We start from the raw sequence: 19,501 nt of genomic DNA, 5'->3' as shown, positions 1-19,501 counted from the left end.
GGGCCTTTTTTATTTGCCCGGCGGCGCTGCGCTTGCGCGGGCCTACGGGGCCTGTACGACGGGTAAGCGCGAGCGCCACCCGGCGTAGGCAGCGAAGATCAATCCTTATCCGTAGCGCTCAGCGTCACGGAAGAGAGATAGTTCAGCAGGGCGATATCGTTATCCACACCCAGCTTCATCATCGCGGATTTTTTCTGGCTACTGATGGTTTTAATGCTGCGGTTCAGCTTCTTGGCGATTTCAGTCACCAGGAAACCTTCAGCGAACAAACGCAGAACTTCACTCTCTTTTGGCGAAAGACGCTTGTCGCCATAGCCACCTGCACTGATTTTTTCGAGCAGGCGTGAGACGCTCTCAGGCGTAAATTTCTTCCCTTTCTGTAGTGCCGCCAGCGCTTTTGGCAGGTCGGTAGGTGCGCCTTGTTTCAGCACAATCCCTTCAATATCGAGATCCAGAACGGCACTCAGGATCGCCGGGTTATTGTTCATGGTCAGAACAATAATCGAAATGTCCGGGAAGTGGCGTTTAATGTATTTGATGAGCGTGATCCCATCACCGTATTTATCTCCAGGCATGGAGAGATCGGTAATCAGCACGTGCGCATCAAGTTTAGGGAGGTTGTTAATGAGGGCTGTGGAATCTTCAAATTCACCGACTACATTCACCCACTCGATCTGTTCAAGTGATTTGCGAATACCGAACAGTACAATCGGATGGTCATCGGCAATAATTACGTTCATATTGTTCATGTATAAGGCTACCTTGCTACAGCAAGCTCTTGACGTAAGCGTCAATGTCGCTGATGTATTTTTCAATGCCAGAGGCATCTTTCTCACGAATTAGATGTTCCAGCGTTTCACATAACTGCTTGCCGGGAACCAGATTAAGCATGGCAAACACCCCTTTAAGCCGGTGTGCTGTCTGTGCCAGCGCTGCAAAATCCTGCGCAGCGGACTCAGTATACAACCGCTTAACATCATCTGGTACTGTATCAACGAAGAGCGAATAATATCCGCTGGCATGGAGTTCGGCATTTTCATCGCCGCCTAACGGTGACTCCAGAATCTCTTCCTGCGCCAGATTCTCTTCGATCAGTTGTAATACAGCTTCCTGCATTGCATTGCTCATATTAAAGTTGACGCGCAACTGCCCAGGGCCGATTTTCCGCACGCCTGGCTCATCATCGCTTAAAAGCAAGCCTGAGGCAGTAAGATTAGACGGATTATCAGTTAAAAATAGATCAAATTCTTGACTCGCGAGCCTTTCGTCCGGGGTAATGCAGGACGCCCCCCAGTTTTCTAACTGACGAACGACAATATTACGGATCTCACTTGAGGTCACATCCACCATCACCACCACATCATCCAGCAGACGCTCTTCATCTTCTTCCTGCGGATTCGCCGCCATTTTAACGTGCAAGGAGTAGCGAGTGCCGAGGGACTCGCGGGCCTTAATGTTCAGATGGCCACCCAACTTACGCGCCAGCTGATCGCAGAGCCAGAAGGTGAGGGCATTGGCCTTACCGTAGTGGTCGCGCTGGGTATCGTTCAGGAACGGGAAGTGCAGATTATCAATTTCGCTCACGGTGACACCTTCGCCCGTATCCAGAATACGGAACGTCAGGCGATCGTCGGTGGATTCATCGGTGCTGACTTCAAGGGTGATCTTGCCGATCTGCGTCGTGGTGACGGCATACTGAATCAGCATCACCAGGATGCGACGCAGGGCATCGCGATCGCCGTGACGTTCGTCGTTGGCCGGTAAATGGTTGTTGATCAGCAGCTGGAGCCCTTTGCGCTTGATCACCGGCAGCACTTCCGGCACCACTTCATCAATCAAATCCTGGATAGAGAAGAGCGTAGGGGTGCCCTTCCAGATGTCATTCTCCAGCATGTTCGCAAGCTGGATTTCATCTACCAGACGAACCAGGGAGTCGGCCTGGCTGCTCAGCTGTCGGCTTTCCGGCGTGCTCAAATCAGCAATCTGCGTGGCGAGTGACTTCAACGGTTGTTTGAAGGCATCGCCGATATTTTGCATAAACGCGGCGCGGCCATGCTGGTTTTTCTCGTACAGCCTTTGCGCCTGCTTGAGCTTTTTATTCACCAGCACTTCGCGGTCCTGATCGCGGATGATGAAGATTTGCGTGCGCGAGGCGACCTGACTGCGGAACTGACGGATCTCATACAGTTCATTATTTATGGTGGCCTGAATGACGCCCTGGTGCTGGTCAGCCATGGCCGTAATATTTTGCAGGTTAAGGTGCGGCAGAAGGTGGTCGGCAATTTTATTGCTCATGACCGTGCGGTTTGCCTCCTGATCGTGAACGAGCACCCCCAGCGGCAGCACGGAAATAATCTCTTCGTTTAAGGCACGCAGGACGCGCAACTCGTTGCTGGTCCCGGCTGATACCGATGTCGAGTCGATCTGGCGGCCCGACTGGAAACGAAAAGTGCTGTAACCGAACAGCGCCAGTGCCAGCAGGCCGATATTCAGCAGCAGCGGCAGCAGAATGTTTTGCAGGGTATCAAGCATCAGGGTGCCAAAAGGTACCTGCCACACCAAACGCATGCCGGTTGAATTGAGCGATGAGGCAATTTCAATCTTTGAGCCATTAAAGGAGATGGCTACGCTGTCTGCGCCTTCCTTGTCCGGCGGTGTGCGCATGTTTTGGGTGCTGTTGTCTGGCTCCAGACGGAAACTGTCCAGCGGCATATCCGGAGGAATGAGATCGTTAATCGGCAGGTCGAAGGCAACCACGGTCGCCAGATGGCCCGGCTGGTTAAAGGTGGTTCGCAGCGTAAAGTAGTGGCCATTCTGCCAGGCAAGGCGGCGTAATGACGAGAAACTTTCGCGCTCATCCAGCGCGTTGGCCTGTTGCAACATTTCTGCCCGACGGGAATCCACAATACTGCCAACGGTGGTCTCCTTAAAGCCGGACGAGAGATCTTTAAGCGGCAGGGTCGAGATCAGGATCATGCTGTTATCCTGACCGTTCAGGTAATACATAGACCACGGTACGGTCTCGGCGCCCCACAGGGTGTCCAGATAGGATGAGATCCGCTGCGTCATCTCAAGCGTTGCGCTGTCGTGCGAGCCGAAAATCAAGGCTTCAGTCTTGCGCTGCGGTTTTTCAAGGTAATACACATCCTGCTTAAGGCGTGTTTCCTGCAATCCTTCGCCTGACGAAGTGGCAGGCGCGGCAGCAATATTGTCGTAGATTTGCCAGGTCGCATAGCGCCACGTATCAATGCGCTTGTGCACCGCATGGGTGATATCGACGATTTGATAACTTTTATCTTTCAGCCAGGTATTAACGGCGCTCTGAACCATCACCCCCATTGTGACTAACAGCACAACGATCAACAGAAGAAAGAAACGGGTGATGCTGCCCGGTAGAAGGGAGAATTTGCTCGGGGCGGAAGTTTCAGTCTGACTCATTGATATGTTTAACCCGTAATGGCCGCGCGGTAATGGGATAGGGCAGTATAAAGGGTAATAACTGAATTTCCAGCGTCGTTATCGGTATGGCCTTGACTTTTTCTCCGTGCAACAGGCTTCAACGTCGCCTGGTAAAAGGTGTACAAAACCCCGTGAAATGTATAAATATGCTGCCGTATCAGTCGGGAAATAGCACGAATAAACAAGAAATTAAATTCAACAGTGAGAAGGGAATTCAATGACAGCCGGAAGCCGGATTTAGTTAATAGTCGTTATCATTACTGAGGGGTAGCATATTAAATGTCGATTGACGTAAAGAAAGGTAAAAAAAAACCGAATGCGAAGCATCCGGTTCAATTAGGGATAAACAGACATTCAAAACTGAATGACGGTAATAAATAAAGTTAATGATGATAGCGAGGATTATTTTAGTGATGTTGAAGAGAATTTTTTTGTCATTCAGTGCTGTACCGTTCTTCCATTCAATATATTGAATTTGCTGGAATATATTTTTGTTTTGATTATCTGTGCTATATTTTTGAACTATTAATGCTCTGTAAAAGTTCCTTGAAATTTACAAATTGAAACATGTTGATGGTAAAGTGAAACATCTTCAAAGTTTTCGTATCATATTCCTGTTGGATTATTCTGCATTTTTGAGGAGAATGAACTTGCCGACTGGTTAAGAGGGTTGACCAGTAAGCAGTGGTAAATAATAAGGCATATAACAGAGGGTTAATAAAATGAAAGTTAAAGTACTGTCCCTCCTGGTACCAGCTCTGCTGGTGGCAGGCGCAGCAAATGCGGCTGAAATTTATAACAAAGACGGCAACAAATTAGATCTGTACGGTAAAGTGGATGGTCTGCACTATTTCTCTGATGACGACAGTGCAGACGGCGACCAGACATACATGCGTCTGGGCTTCAAAGGCGAAACTCAGGTTAACGATCAGCTGACCGGTTACGGTCAGTGGGAATACCAGATTCAGGGTAACTCGGGCGAGAACGAAAACAACTCATGGACGCGTGTCGCGTTCGCAGGTCTGAAATTCGCTGATGCGGGTTCATTCGACTACGGCCGTAACTACGGTGTTGTTTACGATGTGACGTCCTGGACTGACGTTCTGCCAGAATTCGGCGGCGATACCTACGGTTCTGACAACTTCATGCAGCAGCGCGGTAACGGCTTCGCGACCTACCGTAACCAGGACTTCTTCGGTCTGGTTGATGGTCTGAACTTCGCGTTGCAGTACCAGGGTAAAAACGGCAGCCCAAGCGGCGAAGGCCAGACCAATAACGGTCGTGACGCGCTGCGTCAGAACGGTGATGGCTACGGCGGCTCTCTGACCTACGATCTGGGCGAAGGCTTCGCTATCGGTACGGCCGTCACCAGCTCTAAACGTACTGCTGACCAGAACGCTGCGCGCTACTACGGTGAAGGCGATCGCGCAGAGACCTACACCGGTGGTCTGAAATACGACGCGAACAACATCTACCTGGCTGCACAGTATACTCAGACTTACAACGCGACCCGTGCGGGCGACCTGGGCTGGGCTAACAAAGCGCAGAACTTCGAAGTGGTTGCTCAGTATCAGTTCGACTTCGGTCTGCGTCCATCCGTGGCGTACCTGCAATCTAAAGGTAAGGACCTGGAAAACGGCTACGGCGACCAGGATCTGCTGAAATATGTTGATGTTGGCGCGACTTACTACTTCAACAAAAACATGTCTACCTACGTTGATTACAAAATCAACCTGGTTGATGAAAACGACTTCACTCGCGCAGCAGGTATCGGTACTGACGATATCGTCGCGCTGGGTCTGGTTTACCAGTTCTAATAGCTCATACAGCGACAAAGGGGCCAACAGGCCCCTTTTTTCATGCTTTTTTAGGGTCTTACAACTACGCTGTTTTAGTGTACTCTTGCCGCCCTGGCATGAGGATAATAACCAATGGATATGACTTTTTTACGCGCCAGCGTTCTGGCGACTTTTTTACTCCTGACCGCGTGTGACTCTTCCACACAGCCCGCAAAAATCGAGGCGCCAGCCGCGACGGTGCTGGAAGGGAAAACCATGGGGACCTTCTGGCGCGTCAGCGTGATGGATATTGATCAAGCCCGCGCTGAAGAACTACGCGGTAAAATTCAGGCGCAGCTGGATGCCGACGATCAGCTACTCTCAACCTATAAAAATGATTCAGCGCTGATGCGTTTCAATCGCTCCAGCAGCACCTCGCTGTGGCCGGTGAGCGAAGCGATGGCCGATATCGTCACGGAATCCATGCGCGTGGGCTACAAAACCAACGGCGCAATGGATGTGACCGTGGGGCCGCTGGTGAACCTGTGGGGATTTGGCCCCAACAAACAGCCGCTGACCACACCCGATCAAGCCGCCATCGACGACGCCCGCGCGCGTACAGGGTTACAGCATCTGGCGGTGATCTCCCAGTACGGTCAGCAATACCTGCAAAAAGATATTCCCGACCTGTTTGTCGATCTCTCCACGGTAGGCGAGGGGTATGCTGCGGATCATCTCGCGGCCCTGATGGCGCAGGAAGGCATTCCCCGTTATCTGGTTTCCGTCGGGGGCGCGCTCGTCAGCCGGGGCATGAACGCCAGCGGCAGGCCGTGGCGAGTGGCTATCCAAAAACCAACCGATCAGCAGAACGCGGTGCAGGCGATTGTCGACATCAACGGGCACGGGATCAGCACCTCCGGAAGCTACCGTAACTATTACGAGCTGGACGGCAAACGTATCTCGCACGTGATTGATCCGCAAACCGGACGCCCGATTACCCACAACCTGGTGTCCGTGACGGTGATAGCGCCAACCGCGCTGGAAGCGGACGCATGGGATACCGGGTTAATGGTGCTCGGCACGGAGAAAGCTAAAGAGGTGGTGCGTCAGGAAGGGCTTGCCGTCTATATGATCACCAAAGAGGCTGACGGGTTTAAAACCTGGAGTTCGCCGCAGTTCAACAGCTTTCTGGTGAGCGAAAAAAATTAAAAAGCAAGGTTGCGGGTTTTTGTTCGGTGGCGTTCAGGCAAGCTGAGCGTATGCTTGTAAGAGGAGCCGATGATGAAAAACACAACCTATCTTACCGATGAGGATCGCTGGCAGGCTGTTCTGGCCCGCGATCCGCGTGCGGATAACCAGTTTGTTTTTGCCGTGCAGACGACCGGCATTTTTTGTCGTCCGTCCTGCCGCGCCCGCCATGCGCTGCGTAAAAATGTCTGCTTTTATCCTGATGCTCACCATGCCGCGCAGGCGGGCTTCCGCCCCTGTAAGCGCTGTATGCCGGACCAGGGCGACCCTATGGCGCAGAAAAAGGCCAACATTGCGCTGGCCTGCCGACTGCTTGAACAGGATGCCGCGCTGACCCTTGAGGCACTGGCGCAGCAGGTTGCCATGAGTCCGTTCCATTTTCACCGTCTGTTTAAATCCGTCACCGGCATGACGCCGAAAGCCTGGCAGCAGGCCGCGCGCGAACAACGCCTGCGCAGCCTGCTTGCACAGGGCGGTAAAATCACCGATGCCGTGCTGGCCGCTGGCTTCCCGGACGGCAGCAGCTACTACCGTAAAGCCGACGGCGCGCTGGGCATGACGGCGAAACAGTACCGCAACGGAGAGGCTGCGGTCCGCTATGCTATCAGCGACTGCTCACTGGGCCGCTGTCTGGTGGCGGAGAGCGAGCGCGGGATCTGCGCGATCCTGCTGGGAGATGATGACACCACGCTGATGGCTGAGCTGATGTCACTGTTTCCGCTTGCCGTCTGTGAACCGATAGAAGGCGCATTTGCCGGGCGTGTTCGTCAGGTGATTGCCTCCGTCGACAGCCGTGCGACGCCGCTGATGCTGCCGCTGGATATCCGTGGTACCGCCTTCCAGCAGCAGGTCTGGCAGGCGCTGCGGGCTATTCCCTGCGGTGAAACGGCGAGCTATCAGCAGGTGGCGAAGGCCATTGGTAAACCCAATGCCGTACGTGCCGTGGCGGGAGCCTGCGGAGCCAATAAGCTTGCGATAATCATCCCCTGTCATCGCGTGGTGCGAAACGACGGCGGGCTGTCGGGTTATCGATGGGGTACCGCGCGCAAGGTGCTATTGTTGAAACGTGAGGCGAATAACCCGGAGGGATAATGCTCGATCTCTTTGCAGATGCTGAACCCTGGCAGGAGCCGCTCGCGCCGGGGGCGACGATCCTCAGACGCTTCGCGCTTTCCCGCGCGGCGGCGCTTTTCGACGGTATTGATGCCGTCACCGCCCGTTCGCCGTTTCGCCATATGGTGACGCCGGGCGGGTATACCATGTCCGTGGCGATGACCAACTGCGGCGAACTGGGATGGGCCACAAATGAGCGGGGCTATGTTTATGCCCCGAACGATCCGCTGACGGATCGGCCGTGGCCGCCAATGCCTGAGGCGTTTCAGGCGCTGTGTCATGATGCCGCCGTGGCGGCCGGCTATCCTGATTTTCGACCCGATGCCTGTCTTATTAACCGCTATGCCGTTGGGGCAAAGCTTTCCCTGCATCAGGATAAGGACGAGCCGGATCTGCGTGCGCCGATTGTCTCGGTATCCCTTGGGTTGCCCGCTGTCTTTCAGTTTGGCGGCCTGCGGCGCAACGACCCGCTCAAACGGCTGATGCTGGAGCATGGTGATGTGGTGGTCTGGGGCGGTGAATCACGGCTCTTTTACCACGGTATTCAGCCGCTTAAACCTGGCGATCACCCGGTGGCGGGCGCGTTTCGCTACAACCTCACGTTCCGACAGGCAGCGTACAGAGAATAAAAATAAGAATTATTCTTGATGTGTGTGAAAGGCAGTTTACACTGCTGGCTGATTTTTCTTGTCCGGATTGCTCTGCATGCAACTACTTCTTCTTGTCTGGCGGCAGTATCGCTGGCCTTTTATCGCGGTGATGGCGTTAAGCCTCGCCAGCGCGGCGCTGGGAATCGGTCTGATTGCCTTCATTAACGTGCGTTTGATCGAAATGGTCGACACGTCACTTTCCGTCCTGCCGGAGTTTTTGGGTTTACTGCTGCTGCTGATGGCGGTCACGCTCGGGTCACAGCTGGCGCTGACCGCACTCGGCCACCATTTCGTTTTCCGTCTGCGCAGTGAGTTCATCAAACGTATTCTTGATACGCAGGTGGAACGCATCGAGCAGCTGGGAAGTGCCTCTCTGCTGGCGGGGCTGACCAGCGATGTGCGCGCCATTACCATCGCCTTTGTGCGCCTGCCGGAGCTGGTGCAGGGGATCATCCTGACCTTTGGCTCGGCAGCCTATCTCGCCTGGCTCTCCAGCAAAATGCTGGCGGTAACGGCGCTGTGGATTGTTATTACCATCTGGGGCGGGTTCCTGCTGGTATCACGCGTCTATAAGCACATGGCGGTGCTGCGCGAAACGGAAGACAAGCTCTATAACGATTATCAGACGGTGCTGGAAGGGCGCAAAGAGCTGACGCTGAACCGCGAGCGCGCCGAGCATATCTTCAACCATCTCTATATCCCGGATGCGCACGAATATCGTCATCACATTATCCGCGCCGATACGTTCCACCTGAGCGCCGTGAACTGGTCCAACATTATGATGCTGGGCGCCATTGGCCTGGTGTTCTGGATGGCCAACAGCCTGGGATGGGCGGATACCAACGTGGCGGCAACCTACTCCCTGACGCTGCTGTTTTTACGCACGCCGCTGCTGTCGGCCGTTGGCGCACTGCCGACGCTGCTGAGCGCTCAGGTGGCCTTCAACAAGCTGAAGAAATTTGACCTTGCGCCGTTTAAGGCGGAGTTCCCGCGCCCGCAGGCCTTCCCGAACTGGCAAACGCTGGAGCTGCGTAACGTTACCTTCCGCTATCAGGATAACGCCTTCTCCGTAGGGCCGATAAACCTGACCATTCACCGCGGCGAACTGCTGTTCCTGATCGGCGGCAACGGCAGCGGCAAATCCACGCTGGCGATGCTGCTGACGGGCCTCTACCAGCCGCAGTCTGGCGAAATCCTGCTGGACGGCAAGGCGCTGAGCGCGGAGAAACCGGAAGATTACCGCAAGCTCTTCTCGGCGGTATTTACCGACGTCTGGCTGTTTGACCGGCTGCTGGGGCCGGAAGGGCAGCAGGCGGATCCGGCACTGGTGCAGAAGTGGCTTGTGCACCTGCAAATGTCGCACAAGCTTGAGCTACAGGATGGCAAAATCCTGAATCTTAAACTGTCGAAAGGGCAGAAGAAACGCGTGGCGCTGCTGCTGGCGCTGGCCGAGGAGCGTGACATCATCCTGCTGGATGAATGGGCCGCCGATCAGGACCCGCACTTCCGCCGTGAGTTTTATCAGGTACTGCTGCCGCTGATGCAGGCGATGGGAAAAACCATTTTTGCCATCAGCCATGACGATCACTACTTCATTCACGCCGATCGTCTGCTGGAGATGCGTGACGGCAAGCTGAGCGAGCTGACCGGCGATGAGCGCGATGCAGCGTCACGGGACGCGGTGGCGCGTACGGCCTGATTGCAATTGTGCCGGGGGCGCCCGGCACAGCAATTTTCAGATATGCCGTTTTTTTCTCCATCCCGACCCGCCGTTTATTCTTATTTACATATCCCCGCGCTATGCTTAACGCCAACTCATTTAATGGATTTATGATTGATGTCGGTATTAAAGAAAAACAGCGCCAGGCAGCGTGACCAGGAGCGCGCGCGGCTTATCTGGCTCCTGACGACGGATAAAGCGGTTACGTCAACGTTATTGGGTAAGCTGACCCTGGCTGAGCAATATGATGTCGGCACGCTGGCCGACGATATTGCTGAGGTAGGTGCGCTGGTTGCACATCTACCGCCTCCGGATCTGGCGGATACTCTGGAGGCACTGCCTTCGGAGGAGCGCCACGCACTGTGGCGGCTGGTGCAGGATCACGAGCGCGGTCAGGTATTGCTTGAAGCCTCGGAAAACGTCTGGGATGACCTTATCGATGAGATGAGCGATCGGGATATCCTCGACGCCCTGCAAACGCTGGATATCGATGAGCAGATTTACCTCGTTCAGCATCTTCCGCGCAACCTGACCGGACGCCTGCTGGCTTCCCTGCCTGCCGAAGAGCGGGCACGCGTGCGTCAGGTGATGCACTACGAGAAGAATAGCGTCGGCGCGATCATGGAATTTGGCGTCATCACCGTCCGACCGGACGTCACTCTGGGTACGGTGCAGCGCTATCTTCGTCGTCTGGGCAGTATGCCGGACAACACCGACAAACTGTTCGTCACCTCGCGGGATAAAACCCTGCTCGGGGAGCTGGAGCTGAAAACGATCCTGCTGAACAGCACCCAGCAGCGGGTGAGTGAGGTTATGGAAACCGAACCGATGGTCTTCTCGCCGGAAGACGATGCCGAAAAAGCGGCACGTACCTTCGAACGTGATGATCTGGTGAGCGCGGCGGTGGTGGATTCGGTGGGCAAGCTGATGGGGCGTCTGACCATCGATGAGATTGTTGACGTGGTCTATGAAGAGACCGATAACGACCTGCGTGCCCTGGGGGGGATCAGTGCCGAAGATGACGTTCACGCTTCCGTTGGCAAAGCGGTCAAAACGCGCTGGGCGTGGCTCGCCATCAATCTCTGCACCGCGTTCGTGGCGTCCCGCGTCATCGACGGCTTCGAACATACCATTTCCCAGCTGGTGGCCCTGGCGTCGCTGATGCCTATTGTCGCGGGGATCGGCGGGAACACCGGTAACCAGACTATCACCATGATCGTTCGCGCCCTGGCGCTGGAAAACATTCAGCCGGGTAATTTTTCGTGGCTGATTTTCAGGGAGATGGGCGTCGCGCTGATTAACGGCCTCGTCTGGGGCGGCATCATGGGCGGCGTCACCTGGTGGTTGTACGACGATATGGCACTGGGCGGGGTCATGATGCTGGCGATGGTGCTGAACCTGCTGGTGGCGGCGATGATGGGCGTGATTATCCCATTGACGATGACCCGGTTGGGGCGCGACCCCGCAGTGGGGTCGAGCGTAATGATCACCGCCATTACCGATACCGGTGGCTTCTTTATTTTTCTTGGGCTGGCGACGATTTTTCTGCTGTAGCCAGCGCCTTTTGCTTAAGACGGGCAGGGAGAATAAACATCATCACGATCCCGCCCAGCACGCCTATCGCCAGGTTACCGGTTGAAACCGTTGCCACCACCGTCACCAGCATCACGACGGTTTCAGCCACCGGCGCGTTTTTCAGCGTTTCGGGCTGAACGCTATGCCAGCTAAAGGTTTTGATGGCCACAATTGCCATAATACCCGCCAGTACCGCCATCGGGATTTTGGCCATCACCTCGCTGAGTGCCGTGACCAGCACCAGCAGCACAATGCCCGCCACGAGGGTGGAGATACGGCTTCTGCCTTTCCCCATCTCCACGTTAACGATGGTCTGTCCAATCATCGCGCAGCCCGCAATGCCCCCATAGAACCCGGCCATGATATTCCCCACGCCCAGCCCGATGCTCTCGCGACGCTTACTGGAGGGGGTAACGGTCAGTTCGTCTACCAGCTTTGCCGTCAACAACGATTCCAGCAGGCCAACAAACGCGATACTCAGTGCGCACGGCCAGATGATACTCAGGGTTTCGAGATTGAGCGGCACCAGCAGCTGCGTAAATCCAGGCAAACCGCCGCTCATGGAGCCTTCATCCCCTACCGTCGGCAGGATTTGCCCGCTGGTGACGGTGAACAGCGTCAGCAGCACAATGGCAATCAGCGGGGAGGGCACGCTTTTGATATAGCGTGGCACCCACAGCACAATCAGCAGCGTCAGTACAAACAGGCCCACAATCAGCGGGCTTCGGCTCCAGAAATGGGGCACCTGGGCAAAGAAAATCAAAATGCCGAGAGCGTTAACAAACCCGGTCATCACCGACTGAGGGATAAAACGCATCAGCCGTGCCATACCCAGCGCGCCGAACAGGATCTGAATCACGCCGGCCATCACCACCGCGGGCAGAATGTACTGCACGCCGTGCTGATGAACCATCGGGCCGATAACCAGCGCGACGGAACCTGCCGCCGCCGTTACCATCGCCGGACGACCGCCGAGCAGGGAAAGGGCAAAACAGAGCACCACCGAGGCGATAAGACTCACTTTTGGATCTACGCCCGCGACCACGGAGAAAGAAATGACTTCCGGGATCAGCGCCAGCGCGGTAATCACGCCGGCCAGCGTTTCGCGTATAAGACGTTGAGGCGAACGTAAAACGGTGGAGACATGGCCTTCAAGGGGTACAGACGAGTGGGGTAATGACATAACAATTCGCTAGTAGGGGCAAGCTTCCGTGCGCGCGATCACAAAGTGCAGCATCATAGCCCGGAAAATCGCCGGTTGCCAGCCTGTATCCCAAAACCCTACAAACAATCCATCATTAAATTTCACAATTACAATAATTTCTTAACCTTTAAACAATATTTAAAAATTGTTACCGTGCCCCCGCAGCGTGTTTCACCTGTAATTTCCACGCATCAAGCACTATTCAACTAAGGCATAAATGATGAAAAAAATGACTGCCGTGCTCTTTTCTCTGGCCGTGGGGCTGAATGCCGTCTCGCTGGCGGCGAAAGCTGACGCACCAAAAGAGCAGGAAACGGATGTCCTTTTAATTGGTGGCGGCATCATGAGCGCCACGCTGGGAACGTATCTTCAGGAATTAGAGCCGAACTGGTCCATGACCATGGTCGAGCGCCTTGATGGCGTGGCACAGGAAAGCTCTAACGGCTGGAATAACGCCGGGACGGGGCACTCGGCACTCATGGAACTGAACTATACGCCTCAGAAAAAGGACGGTTCCATTAGTATCGAGAAGGCGGTAGAGATCAACGAAGCGTTCCAGATCTCACGTCAATTCTGGTCTCACCAGGTGAACAGCGGTGTGTTGCACAATCCGCACTCCTTCATCAACACCGTACCGCACATGAGCTTTGTGTGGGGCGATCAAAACGTCAATTTCCTGCGCGCGCGTTACGCTGCCCTGCAACAGAGCACGCTGTTCCGCGGAATGAAATACTCTGAAGATCACGCTCAAATCAAAGAGTGGGCACCGCTGGTCATGGAAGGTCGCGATCCGAACCAGAAAGTGGCGGCGACCCGTACTGAAATTGGTACTGACGTTAACTACGGTGAAATCACCCGTCAGCTGGTGTCCTCTCTAAAGAAAAAAGAGAACTTTAACCTGCAACTCAGCTCCGAAGTGCGTGGTTTCAAGCGCAACGCGGATAACAGCTGGAGCGTGACCGTTGCCGATCTGAAAAACAACGAAGCCGAGCATGTGATTAAGGCGAAGTTCGTGTTTATCGGTGCGGGCGGCGCGGCGCTGAAACTGTTGCAGGAGTCCGGCATTCCGGAAGCGGACGACTACGCGGGCTTCCCGGTTGGCGGCCAGTTCCTGGTGTCGGAAAACCCGGAAGTGGTTAACCGTCATCTGGCTAAAGTGTACGGTCAGGCCTCTGTGGGTGCACCACCGATGTCCGTTCCGCATATCGACACCCGCATGCTGGACGGTAAGCGCGTAGTGCTGTTTGGGCCGTTCGCCACATTCTCCACCAAGTTCCTGAAAAACGGTTCTCTGTGGGATCTGCTGAGCGCGACCACGACGTCGAACGTCAAACCAATGATGGACGTGGGGCTGGATAACTTCGATCTGGTAAAATACCTGATTAGCCAGGTGATGCTCTCTGATGAAGAACGCTTCGAGGCGCTGAAAGAGTACTATCCGCAGGCGAAGAAAGAGGATTGGCGTCTGTGGCAGGCGGGTCAGCGCGTGCAGATTATCAAACGCGATCCAAAAGAGGGCGGCGTGCTGCGTCTGGGTACCGAAGTGGTAAGCGATAAGGATGGCACTATTGCCGCGCTGCTGGGGGCATCTCCGGGTGCGTCTACCGCTGCGCCAATCATGCTGCACCTGATGGAAAAAGTGTTTAAGGACAAAGTATCCAGCCCGGAATGGCAGGCGAAGCTGAAAGCCATTATTCCATCCTACGGTACGAAGCTGAACGGTAACGTTGAGGCCACGGAACAAGAGCTGGAATACACCAGCCGCGTTCTGCAACTGCAATACGTCAAACCGCAGGCTGCGGATGCTGCGCCGGAGCTGAAGCCTCAGGCGGAAAACAAGCCGGTAGCGGATATCGCGCTGTAAGGTAAAACGCAAAACGGTAACATACGTTACCGTTTTTAGTGTTTTCCCCCTCTCCCTCCGGGAGAGGGCTGGGGTGAGGGCACCAGAACACACCCTTTCCAGGTCGGGTAAGACGAAGCCGTCACCCGGCTTATTTTTAACGAACTACCGCTTGTCCTACCGTCTCATCCGCCTTCCATACGCGATATTTCACATCCACGTTTTCCGGCGTATATACGACGATCGGCAGCTTGCTGTTATAACGCAGCAGACTGTTATCACCCAGATACGCGGTGATAAATTTCTTCTCTTTCTTGCCGTCCGGGCATGCCATCATGGTGGAGACTGGCGAGGTGACTTTGTCGAAGACATAGTAGTCATAGCCCCAACCTTCCAGCGTTTTGCTCTCCAGCTGACCGCCCAGACGATGCTGGTTGCAGTCCACTTCCAGCGTCTGGCCAATTAACAGCTCAACTTTGAAATTCGCTTCATCCTGCTGAGCCGGGAGCTGAATAACCTGGCGCTTCATCCCTTTGTCCGCTTGCGGATACGGAGCAACTTTTTCCAGCGGCTGCTCCTTTTGGGTTTCGCTGGCAAAAGCACTGCTGCTGGCGCACGCAGCGGCGATGAGGGCAATGGCAAATTTAGGTGCGTTTTTCACTGTCATTCCTTTTTGTTAAAACGATCCTGGAAAGACTAACATAATGTGCGTGAATGGTTGGCGTAATTTACTCATATTTTCATTTTAAACGGAGTAATGCACTGCTTTTGTGTTCTTTTATTGGTGTTTAATGCTGTGGTGGAGTCAGTGCGGCGATCGTGTTATTTTACGCGTTAATTATTGTTATTCATCTGTAAAGGGAGGAGAGATGGTACGGGAAAAACTGAAGACACCTGAAGGCCGCAAGTTCCTGCTGGCGTTACTGGTTGTGTTTATGATTGCTGCCGCATGCGTGGGGCGAGCAACCATTGTCGGCGTGATTGAGCAGTACAACATCCCGCTCTCTGCGTGGACAACCAGCATGTTTGTCCTGCAATCGGCGATGATCTTTGTTTACAGCCTGGTGTTCACCGTCCTGCTGGCGATTCCGCTGGGGATATTCTTTCTCGGTGGGCGTGAAAAGCACTGACCCTTCTGCATGCGGGTACAGGCAATAAAAAACCAGCCATAAGCGGCTGGTTTTTTTGTGTCGTTTTGGTCGGCACGAGAGGATTTGAACCTCCGACCCCCGACACCCCATGACGGTGCGCTACCAGGCTGCGCTACGTGCCGACGCATAAAAGGAATACTACTCGATTCCATTTTGAATGCAAGGGGCAAGCAACGCTAACTGATTCATAAATAATCAGTTAGCGATAAAGCGTTTCTCGTCTGTCAGCACCTGCAACAGCAAGCTGAGCTGCGGTTTCTGGTCTTTCAGCTTCTCGCCTTCGAGGTTATACGTCTGGTAATTGCCGTTGCTGTTCAGCACCAGGGACAACGTCGGTGTGGTCACCACCAGCGTGTTTCCGCCGGCAGCCGTGACCCAGTTATGACGCCGCGTGGCGCTAAAGAGGTCCTGTCCCTGTGAGTATTCATTTGCCGGTGTGCTGACGTGCAGCAGCCGTTGCATTAACGTGGTCATGACGTCTTTATGGTCGGTCAGCATATTGATGCGCTGGGCGGGCGTCCCCGGCCAGTGGATTACCAGAGGAACATGCAGGTTCGGACGCGACCAGTCCATACGCTTTGTCTCATCTCCCAGCGGCACGCCGTGCCCTGCCGTGATAATGACGACCGTATTCTCCAGCTTGCCTGCGTCGCGCAGGGCGGTCAGCACGCGGTCGATCTGCGCATCGACATCACCCGCCGCACGGCTATAGCGGCGCGCGAAGCCTTTCTGACTGCTGTCATCAAGCGTTGTGCCGTTAAACGCAACCCAGGAGAACCAGCGGTTATCTTCCTGCGCATAGCGCTTCAGCCAGTCTATCCACTGGTCAGCGGTCCGATCGTCAGACTGGCTCTGCGCGGCTGGCAGTGAGAAATCAGACAGCAGCGCCTGGCGGTACAGCGAGCTGTTGAAACCATCAGAGGCAAACAGCCCCAGCTGGTAGCCCTGCTGATTAAGCCCGGTAATCAATGCCGCCGGAATACGGGCCGACAGCACACCGTCCATATAGCCTGGTGAAATGCCGTAGAACAGGCCGAAAATACCTGCGTCGGTCGAATTACCGGAACTCATATGCTGAGTGAATACGATATTTTTTTCAGCGAATTCCGCCAGCGCAGGCATCTGCTTCTCATAGCGGGAATAGTTCAGGCCATCGACGGTAATCAGCAGCACGTTCTGACCGCGACCCATGTCGCGATATTTCAGATCGCTCAGGGGATACTGCACGCTGACCGCTTCCGGATTACCCTGTTCGACCAGACGACGCTGATACTCCTGCGCATCCAGCAGGCCATGTTTCTCAAGGAAACGACGCGCCGTCATTGGATAGGAGAGCGGCAGGTTCGCGCGCTGCATGGTAATCGGGCGATAGAAGTTCGCATCTGCCCAGATATACATCAGGTGCGAACCGATAAAAGAGGCGAAAAAGAGCGCCGCGACGGGCTTCGCGTAATGGCGGCGTCGGGTCAGGCTGCGGAGCTTTTGCCAGCTCCACGTGGCGAACAACATTTCGGTCAGCAGGATGATCGGTACGCTGATAAACATCAGCTGCCAGTCGCGCGCGGTCTCGTTTTGATCCGGGTTAATCACCAGCTCCCAGACAATAGGATTCAGGTGCAGGTGGAAACGGGTAAAGACTTCGCTGTCGATAAGCAACAGCGTCATGCCCGCCGTCGCAAGGATAGCGGACAGGAAGCGCATTAGCCGCTGCGACATGACGATAAACGTCAGTGGGAACAGGATCAGCAGATAGGTGGCGAAGACCAGAAAGCTAAAGTGACCAACAAGGCTCATCCACGAGTAGATGCGCCCGGTTAACGTGGTTGGCCAGTCCGCCACAAACAGATAACGGCAGCCGAGCACCATCGCCAACAAAATGTTGAACAGGGCAAACCAGTGCCCCCAGCTGACCATCTGGGAGACTTTTTCACGGTAGCGCTGACGATTCGTCACCATAAACTGTTGTTCGTTTCCCTTAGTGTGCCTGGTCGTCGCTAACGGAGGACTGCAAAGCCTGGGCGAAAGATTTGGCGATCGCCTGACGCTGAGCCGGAGCAACGCTGGTATTGATCAGGTTGGTAACCATATTTCCCAAAACCATCAGGGAGAGATCGGTTGGCGTTTTATGTTTTTCCAGTACGTTGACCAGCTCACTGAGCAGTTGTTCAACGTGTTCGTCACTGTAGCGGGAATGTTGTGGCATAAATCAAAATCAGTTTGTTGAGAGAAGGGCGACATATTACCGTAGCAACAGCTTTTTTTCCCCTTTTTTATCTTCTGTTGCACACATGCGTTGGTGGTGGTTGAATACCGCCCGGTCTAAAAGGAGAGTTTATCATGAGTCTGGAAATCAACCAGATTGCCTTGCACCAGCTTATCAAGCGTGATGAGCAAACCCTTGAAGTGGTGCTGCGCGATTCGTTACTGGAACCAACGCCTACCGTTGTCGAGATGATGGCGGAGCTGCATCGCGTCTACAGCGCGAAAAATAAAGCCTATGGCTTGTTCAGCGAAGAGAGCGAACTGGCGGATAGCCTGCGTCTGCAACGTCAGGGCGAAGAGGATTTCCTGGCATTCAGCCGCGCTGCTACGGGCCGTTTGCGTGACGAACTGGCGAAATATCCCTTCGCCGATGGCGGTATCGTCCTGTTCTGCCACTACCGCTATCTGGCGGTAGAGTATCTGCTGGTCACCGTGCTGAATAACTTAAGCAGCATGCGCGTGAACGAGCAGCTGGACATCAGCTCTACCCACTATCTGGATATCAACCATGCGGATATTGTGGCACGTATCGATTTAACCGAATGGGAAACCAACCCGGAATCGACCCGCTATTTGACCTTCCTCAAAGGCCGCGTGGGCCGCAAAGTGGCGGATTTCTTTATGGATTTCCTCGGCGCCAGCGAAGGGCTGAACGCCAAAGCGCAGAACAAAGGTCTCCTCCAGGCGGTGGATGACTTTACGGCTGAGGCGCAGCTTGATAAATCTGAGCGTCAGACCGTGCGTCAGCAGGTTTACAGTTACTGCAACGAGCAGTTACAGGCCGGGGAAGAGATTGAGCTGGAGTCGCTGTCCAAAGAGCTGGCAGGCGTGAGCGAACTCAGCTTCCAGGAATTTACTGCGGAAAAAGGCTATGAGCTGGAAGAGAGCTTCCCGGCGGATCGCAGTACGCTGCGTCAGTTGACGAAATTTGCCGGTAGCGGCGGTGGGTTAACCATAAACTTTGATGCCATGCTGCTCGGGGAACGTATCTTCTGGGATCCGGCAACCGACACGCTGACCATTAAAGGCACGCCGCCGAATCTGCGCGATCAGCTCCAGCGTCGCACTTCAGGCGGTAAATAACCGCCATAAAAAAACCCCGCATAAGCGGGGTTTTTCTCGACAGGTTTGCGATTACGCGCGAACGAAGTCGATGTGAGTCAGTTTTGGCTTGAACGCGTGACGCTGAACAGCCTGAACTTTCACTTTTTCTTCTTTACCGCCAACAACGATGGTCAGAACTTCGCTGTAGAATTCAGCTTTGGTCTGCATGTTCCATACTTTGTCGTGATCCAGTTCAATAGCAACTGGAGCAGCTTCGCCACCGTAAACGATAGCCGGGAACTTGTTTGCGGTACGCAGGCGGCGGCTCGCACCCTTACCCTGCACGTTACGTACTTCTGCTTCGATAGTGAACATTGATTTCTCTCTGTATTTAAAACCCTACTACAGGCGACCCAGCAGCAGGTGAGTGTTCTGCCTCACGGATGTGAAGCGG

General features: G+C 54.5%; 16 protein-coding genes and 1 tRNA gene. 9 read left to right on the top strand and 8 right to left on the bottom strand.

Annotation, left to right across the window (positions count from 1 at the left end; translation table 11 throughout):
* Nucleotides 1–98: 98 nt before the first annotated feature.
* Entirely contained in the window at nucleotides 99–749 is a 651-nt protein-coding gene (gene rcsB / locus G6Q29_RS12470; RefSeq protein ID WP_003859405.1) for a response regulator transcription factor RcsB, read from the bottom strand.
* 16 nt (nucleotides 750–765) lie between these two features.
* The gene (gene rcsD / locus G6Q29_RS12465) at nucleotides 766–3,438 is read right to left on the bottom strand and encodes a phosphotransferase RcsD (protein ID WP_165465838.1); all 2,673 of its coding nucleotides are present in this window, start codon (nucleotides 3,436–3,438) and stop codon (nucleotides 766–768) included.
* A gap of 743 nt (nucleotides 3,439–4,181) precedes the next feature.
* On the opposite strand from rcsD, the gene G6Q29_RS12460 reads away from it, so the two are divergent.
* From G6Q29_RS12460 to mgtE, 6 genes are all read left to right on the top strand, one after another.
* Complete coding sequence (locus G6Q29_RS12460) at nucleotides 4,182–5,276, top strand: porin OmpC (protein ID WP_165465837.1); 1,095 nt, start codon at nucleotides 4,182–4,184, stop codon at nucleotides 5,274–5,276.
* A gap of 114 nt (nucleotides 5,277–5,390) precedes the next feature.
* Nucleotides 5,391–6,446, top strand: coding sequence for an FAD:protein FMN transferase ApbE (gene apbE / locus G6Q29_RS12455; protein ID WP_165465836.1), 1,056 nt, complete (start codon nucleotides 5,391–5,393; stop codon nucleotides 6,444–6,446).
* Nucleotides 6,447–6,518: 72 nt separating this feature from the next.
* A complete protein-coding gene (gene ada, locus G6Q29_RS12450) occupies nucleotides 6,519–7,577 on the top strand; it encodes a bifunctional DNA-binding transcriptional regulator/O6-methylguanine-DNA methyltransferase Ada (RefSeq protein ID WP_165466044.1) in 1,059 nt (352 codons plus the stop codon).
* A complete protein-coding gene (alkB, locus tag G6Q29_RS12445; RefSeq protein ID WP_165465835.1) occupies nucleotides 7,577–8,227 on the top strand; it encodes a DNA oxidative demethylase AlkB in 651 nt (216 codons plus the stop codon). The genes ada and alkB overlap by 1 nt, the downstream gene beginning before the upstream one ends.
* A gap of 76 nt (nucleotides 8,228–8,303) precedes the next feature.
* Nucleotides 8,304–9,947 carry a multidrug ABC transporter permease/ATP-binding protein gene (locus G6Q29_RS12440; protein ID WP_165465834.1) on the top strand — a complete coding sequence of 548 codons (1,644 nt, stop codon included), beginning with the start codon at nucleotides 8,304–8,306 and terminating at the stop codon, nucleotides 9,945–9,947.
* 138 nt (nucleotides 9,948–10,085) lie between these two features.
* The gene (gene mgtE, locus G6Q29_RS12435; RefSeq protein WP_165465833.1) at nucleotides 10,086–11,522 is read left to right on the top strand and encodes a magnesium transporter; all 1,437 of its coding nucleotides are present in this window, start codon (nucleotides 10,086–10,088) and stop codon (nucleotides 11,520–11,522) included.
* Here mgtE and G6Q29_RS12430 read toward each other — a convergent pair.
* Nucleotides 11,485–12,726, bottom strand: a complete 1,242-nt coding sequence (locus G6Q29_RS12430; protein ID WP_165465832.1) for a SulP family inorganic anion transporter — start codon at nucleotides 12,724–12,726, stop codon at nucleotides 11,485–11,487. The genes mgtE and G6Q29_RS12430 overlap by 38 nt on opposite strands.
* Nucleotides 12,727–12,967: 241 nt before the next feature.
* Between G6Q29_RS12430 and mqo the strand changes: the two genes are divergently transcribed.
* The gene (mqo, locus tag G6Q29_RS12425; RefSeq protein ID WP_165465831.1) at nucleotides 12,968–14,611 is read left to right on the top strand and encodes a malate dehydrogenase (quinone); all 1,644 of its coding nucleotides are present in this window, start codon (nucleotides 12,968–12,970) and stop codon (nucleotides 14,609–14,611) included.
* Between the two features lie 136 nt (nucleotides 14,612–14,747).
* Here the strand turns inward: mqo and eco are convergent, their stop codons facing one another.
* A complete protein-coding gene (gene eco, locus G6Q29_RS12420; protein WP_032609713.1) occupies nucleotides 14,748–15,257 on the bottom strand; it encodes a serine protease inhibitor ecotin in 510 nt (169 codons plus the stop codon).
* A gap of 202 nt (nucleotides 15,258–15,459) precedes the next feature.
* Between eco and G6Q29_RS12415 the strand changes: the two genes are divergently transcribed.
* On the top strand, nucleotides 15,460–15,720 hold the full coding sequence (locus G6Q29_RS12415) for a DUF2534 family protein (protein ID WP_006811332.1): 261 nt from the start codon (nucleotides 15,460–15,462) through the stop codon (nucleotides 15,718–15,720).
* Between the two features lie 66 nt (nucleotides 15,721–15,786).
* Here the strand turns inward: G6Q29_RS12415 and G6Q29_RS12410 are convergent.
* From G6Q29_RS12410 to G6Q29_RS12400, 3 genes are all read right to left on the bottom strand, one after another.
* Nucleotides 15,787–15,863: transfer RNA gene (locus tag G6Q29_RS12410), tRNA-Pro, on the bottom strand.
* Nucleotides 15,864–15,936: 73 nt separating this feature from the next.
* Nucleotides 15,937–17,697: an LPS biosynthesis-modulating metalloenzyme YejM gene (yejM, locus tag G6Q29_RS12405; protein ID WP_165465830.1), complete on the bottom strand. Its 1,761-nt coding sequence runs from the start codon at nucleotides 17,695–17,697 to the stop codon at nucleotides 15,937–15,939.
* Nucleotides 17,698–17,716: 19 nt separating this feature from the next.
* On the bottom strand, nucleotides 17,717–17,944 hold the full coding sequence (locus G6Q29_RS12400; protein ID WP_001135586.1) for a YejL family protein: 228 nt from the start codon (nucleotides 17,942–17,944) through the stop codon (nucleotides 17,717–17,719).
* 134 nt (nucleotides 17,945–18,078) lie between these two features.
* Here G6Q29_RS12400 and yejK point away from each other — a divergent pair, with 134 nt between their 5' ends.
* Complete coding sequence (gene yejK / locus G6Q29_RS12395) at nucleotides 18,079–19,086, top strand: nucleoid-associated protein YejK (protein ID WP_165465829.1); 1,008 nt, start codon at nucleotides 18,079–18,081, stop codon at nucleotides 19,084–19,086.
* Nucleotides 19,087–19,137: 51 nt separating this feature from the next.
* Here yejK and rplY read toward each other — a convergent pair whose 3' ends face one another.
* Entirely contained in the window at nucleotides 19,138–19,422 is a 285-nt protein-coding gene (gene rplY / locus G6Q29_RS12390; RefSeq protein ID WP_003859376.1) for a 50S ribosomal protein L25, read from the bottom strand.
* Between the last annotated feature and the right edge of the window lie 79 nt (nucleotides 19,423–19,501).

The organism is Enterobacter cloacae, assembly GCF_011078175.1.
Lineage (GTDB): Bacteria > Pseudomonadota > Gammaproteobacteria > Enterobacterales > Enterobacteriaceae > Enterobacter > Enterobacter cloacae_Q.
This window is presented reverse-complemented; position numbering and strand designations above follow the sequence as displayed.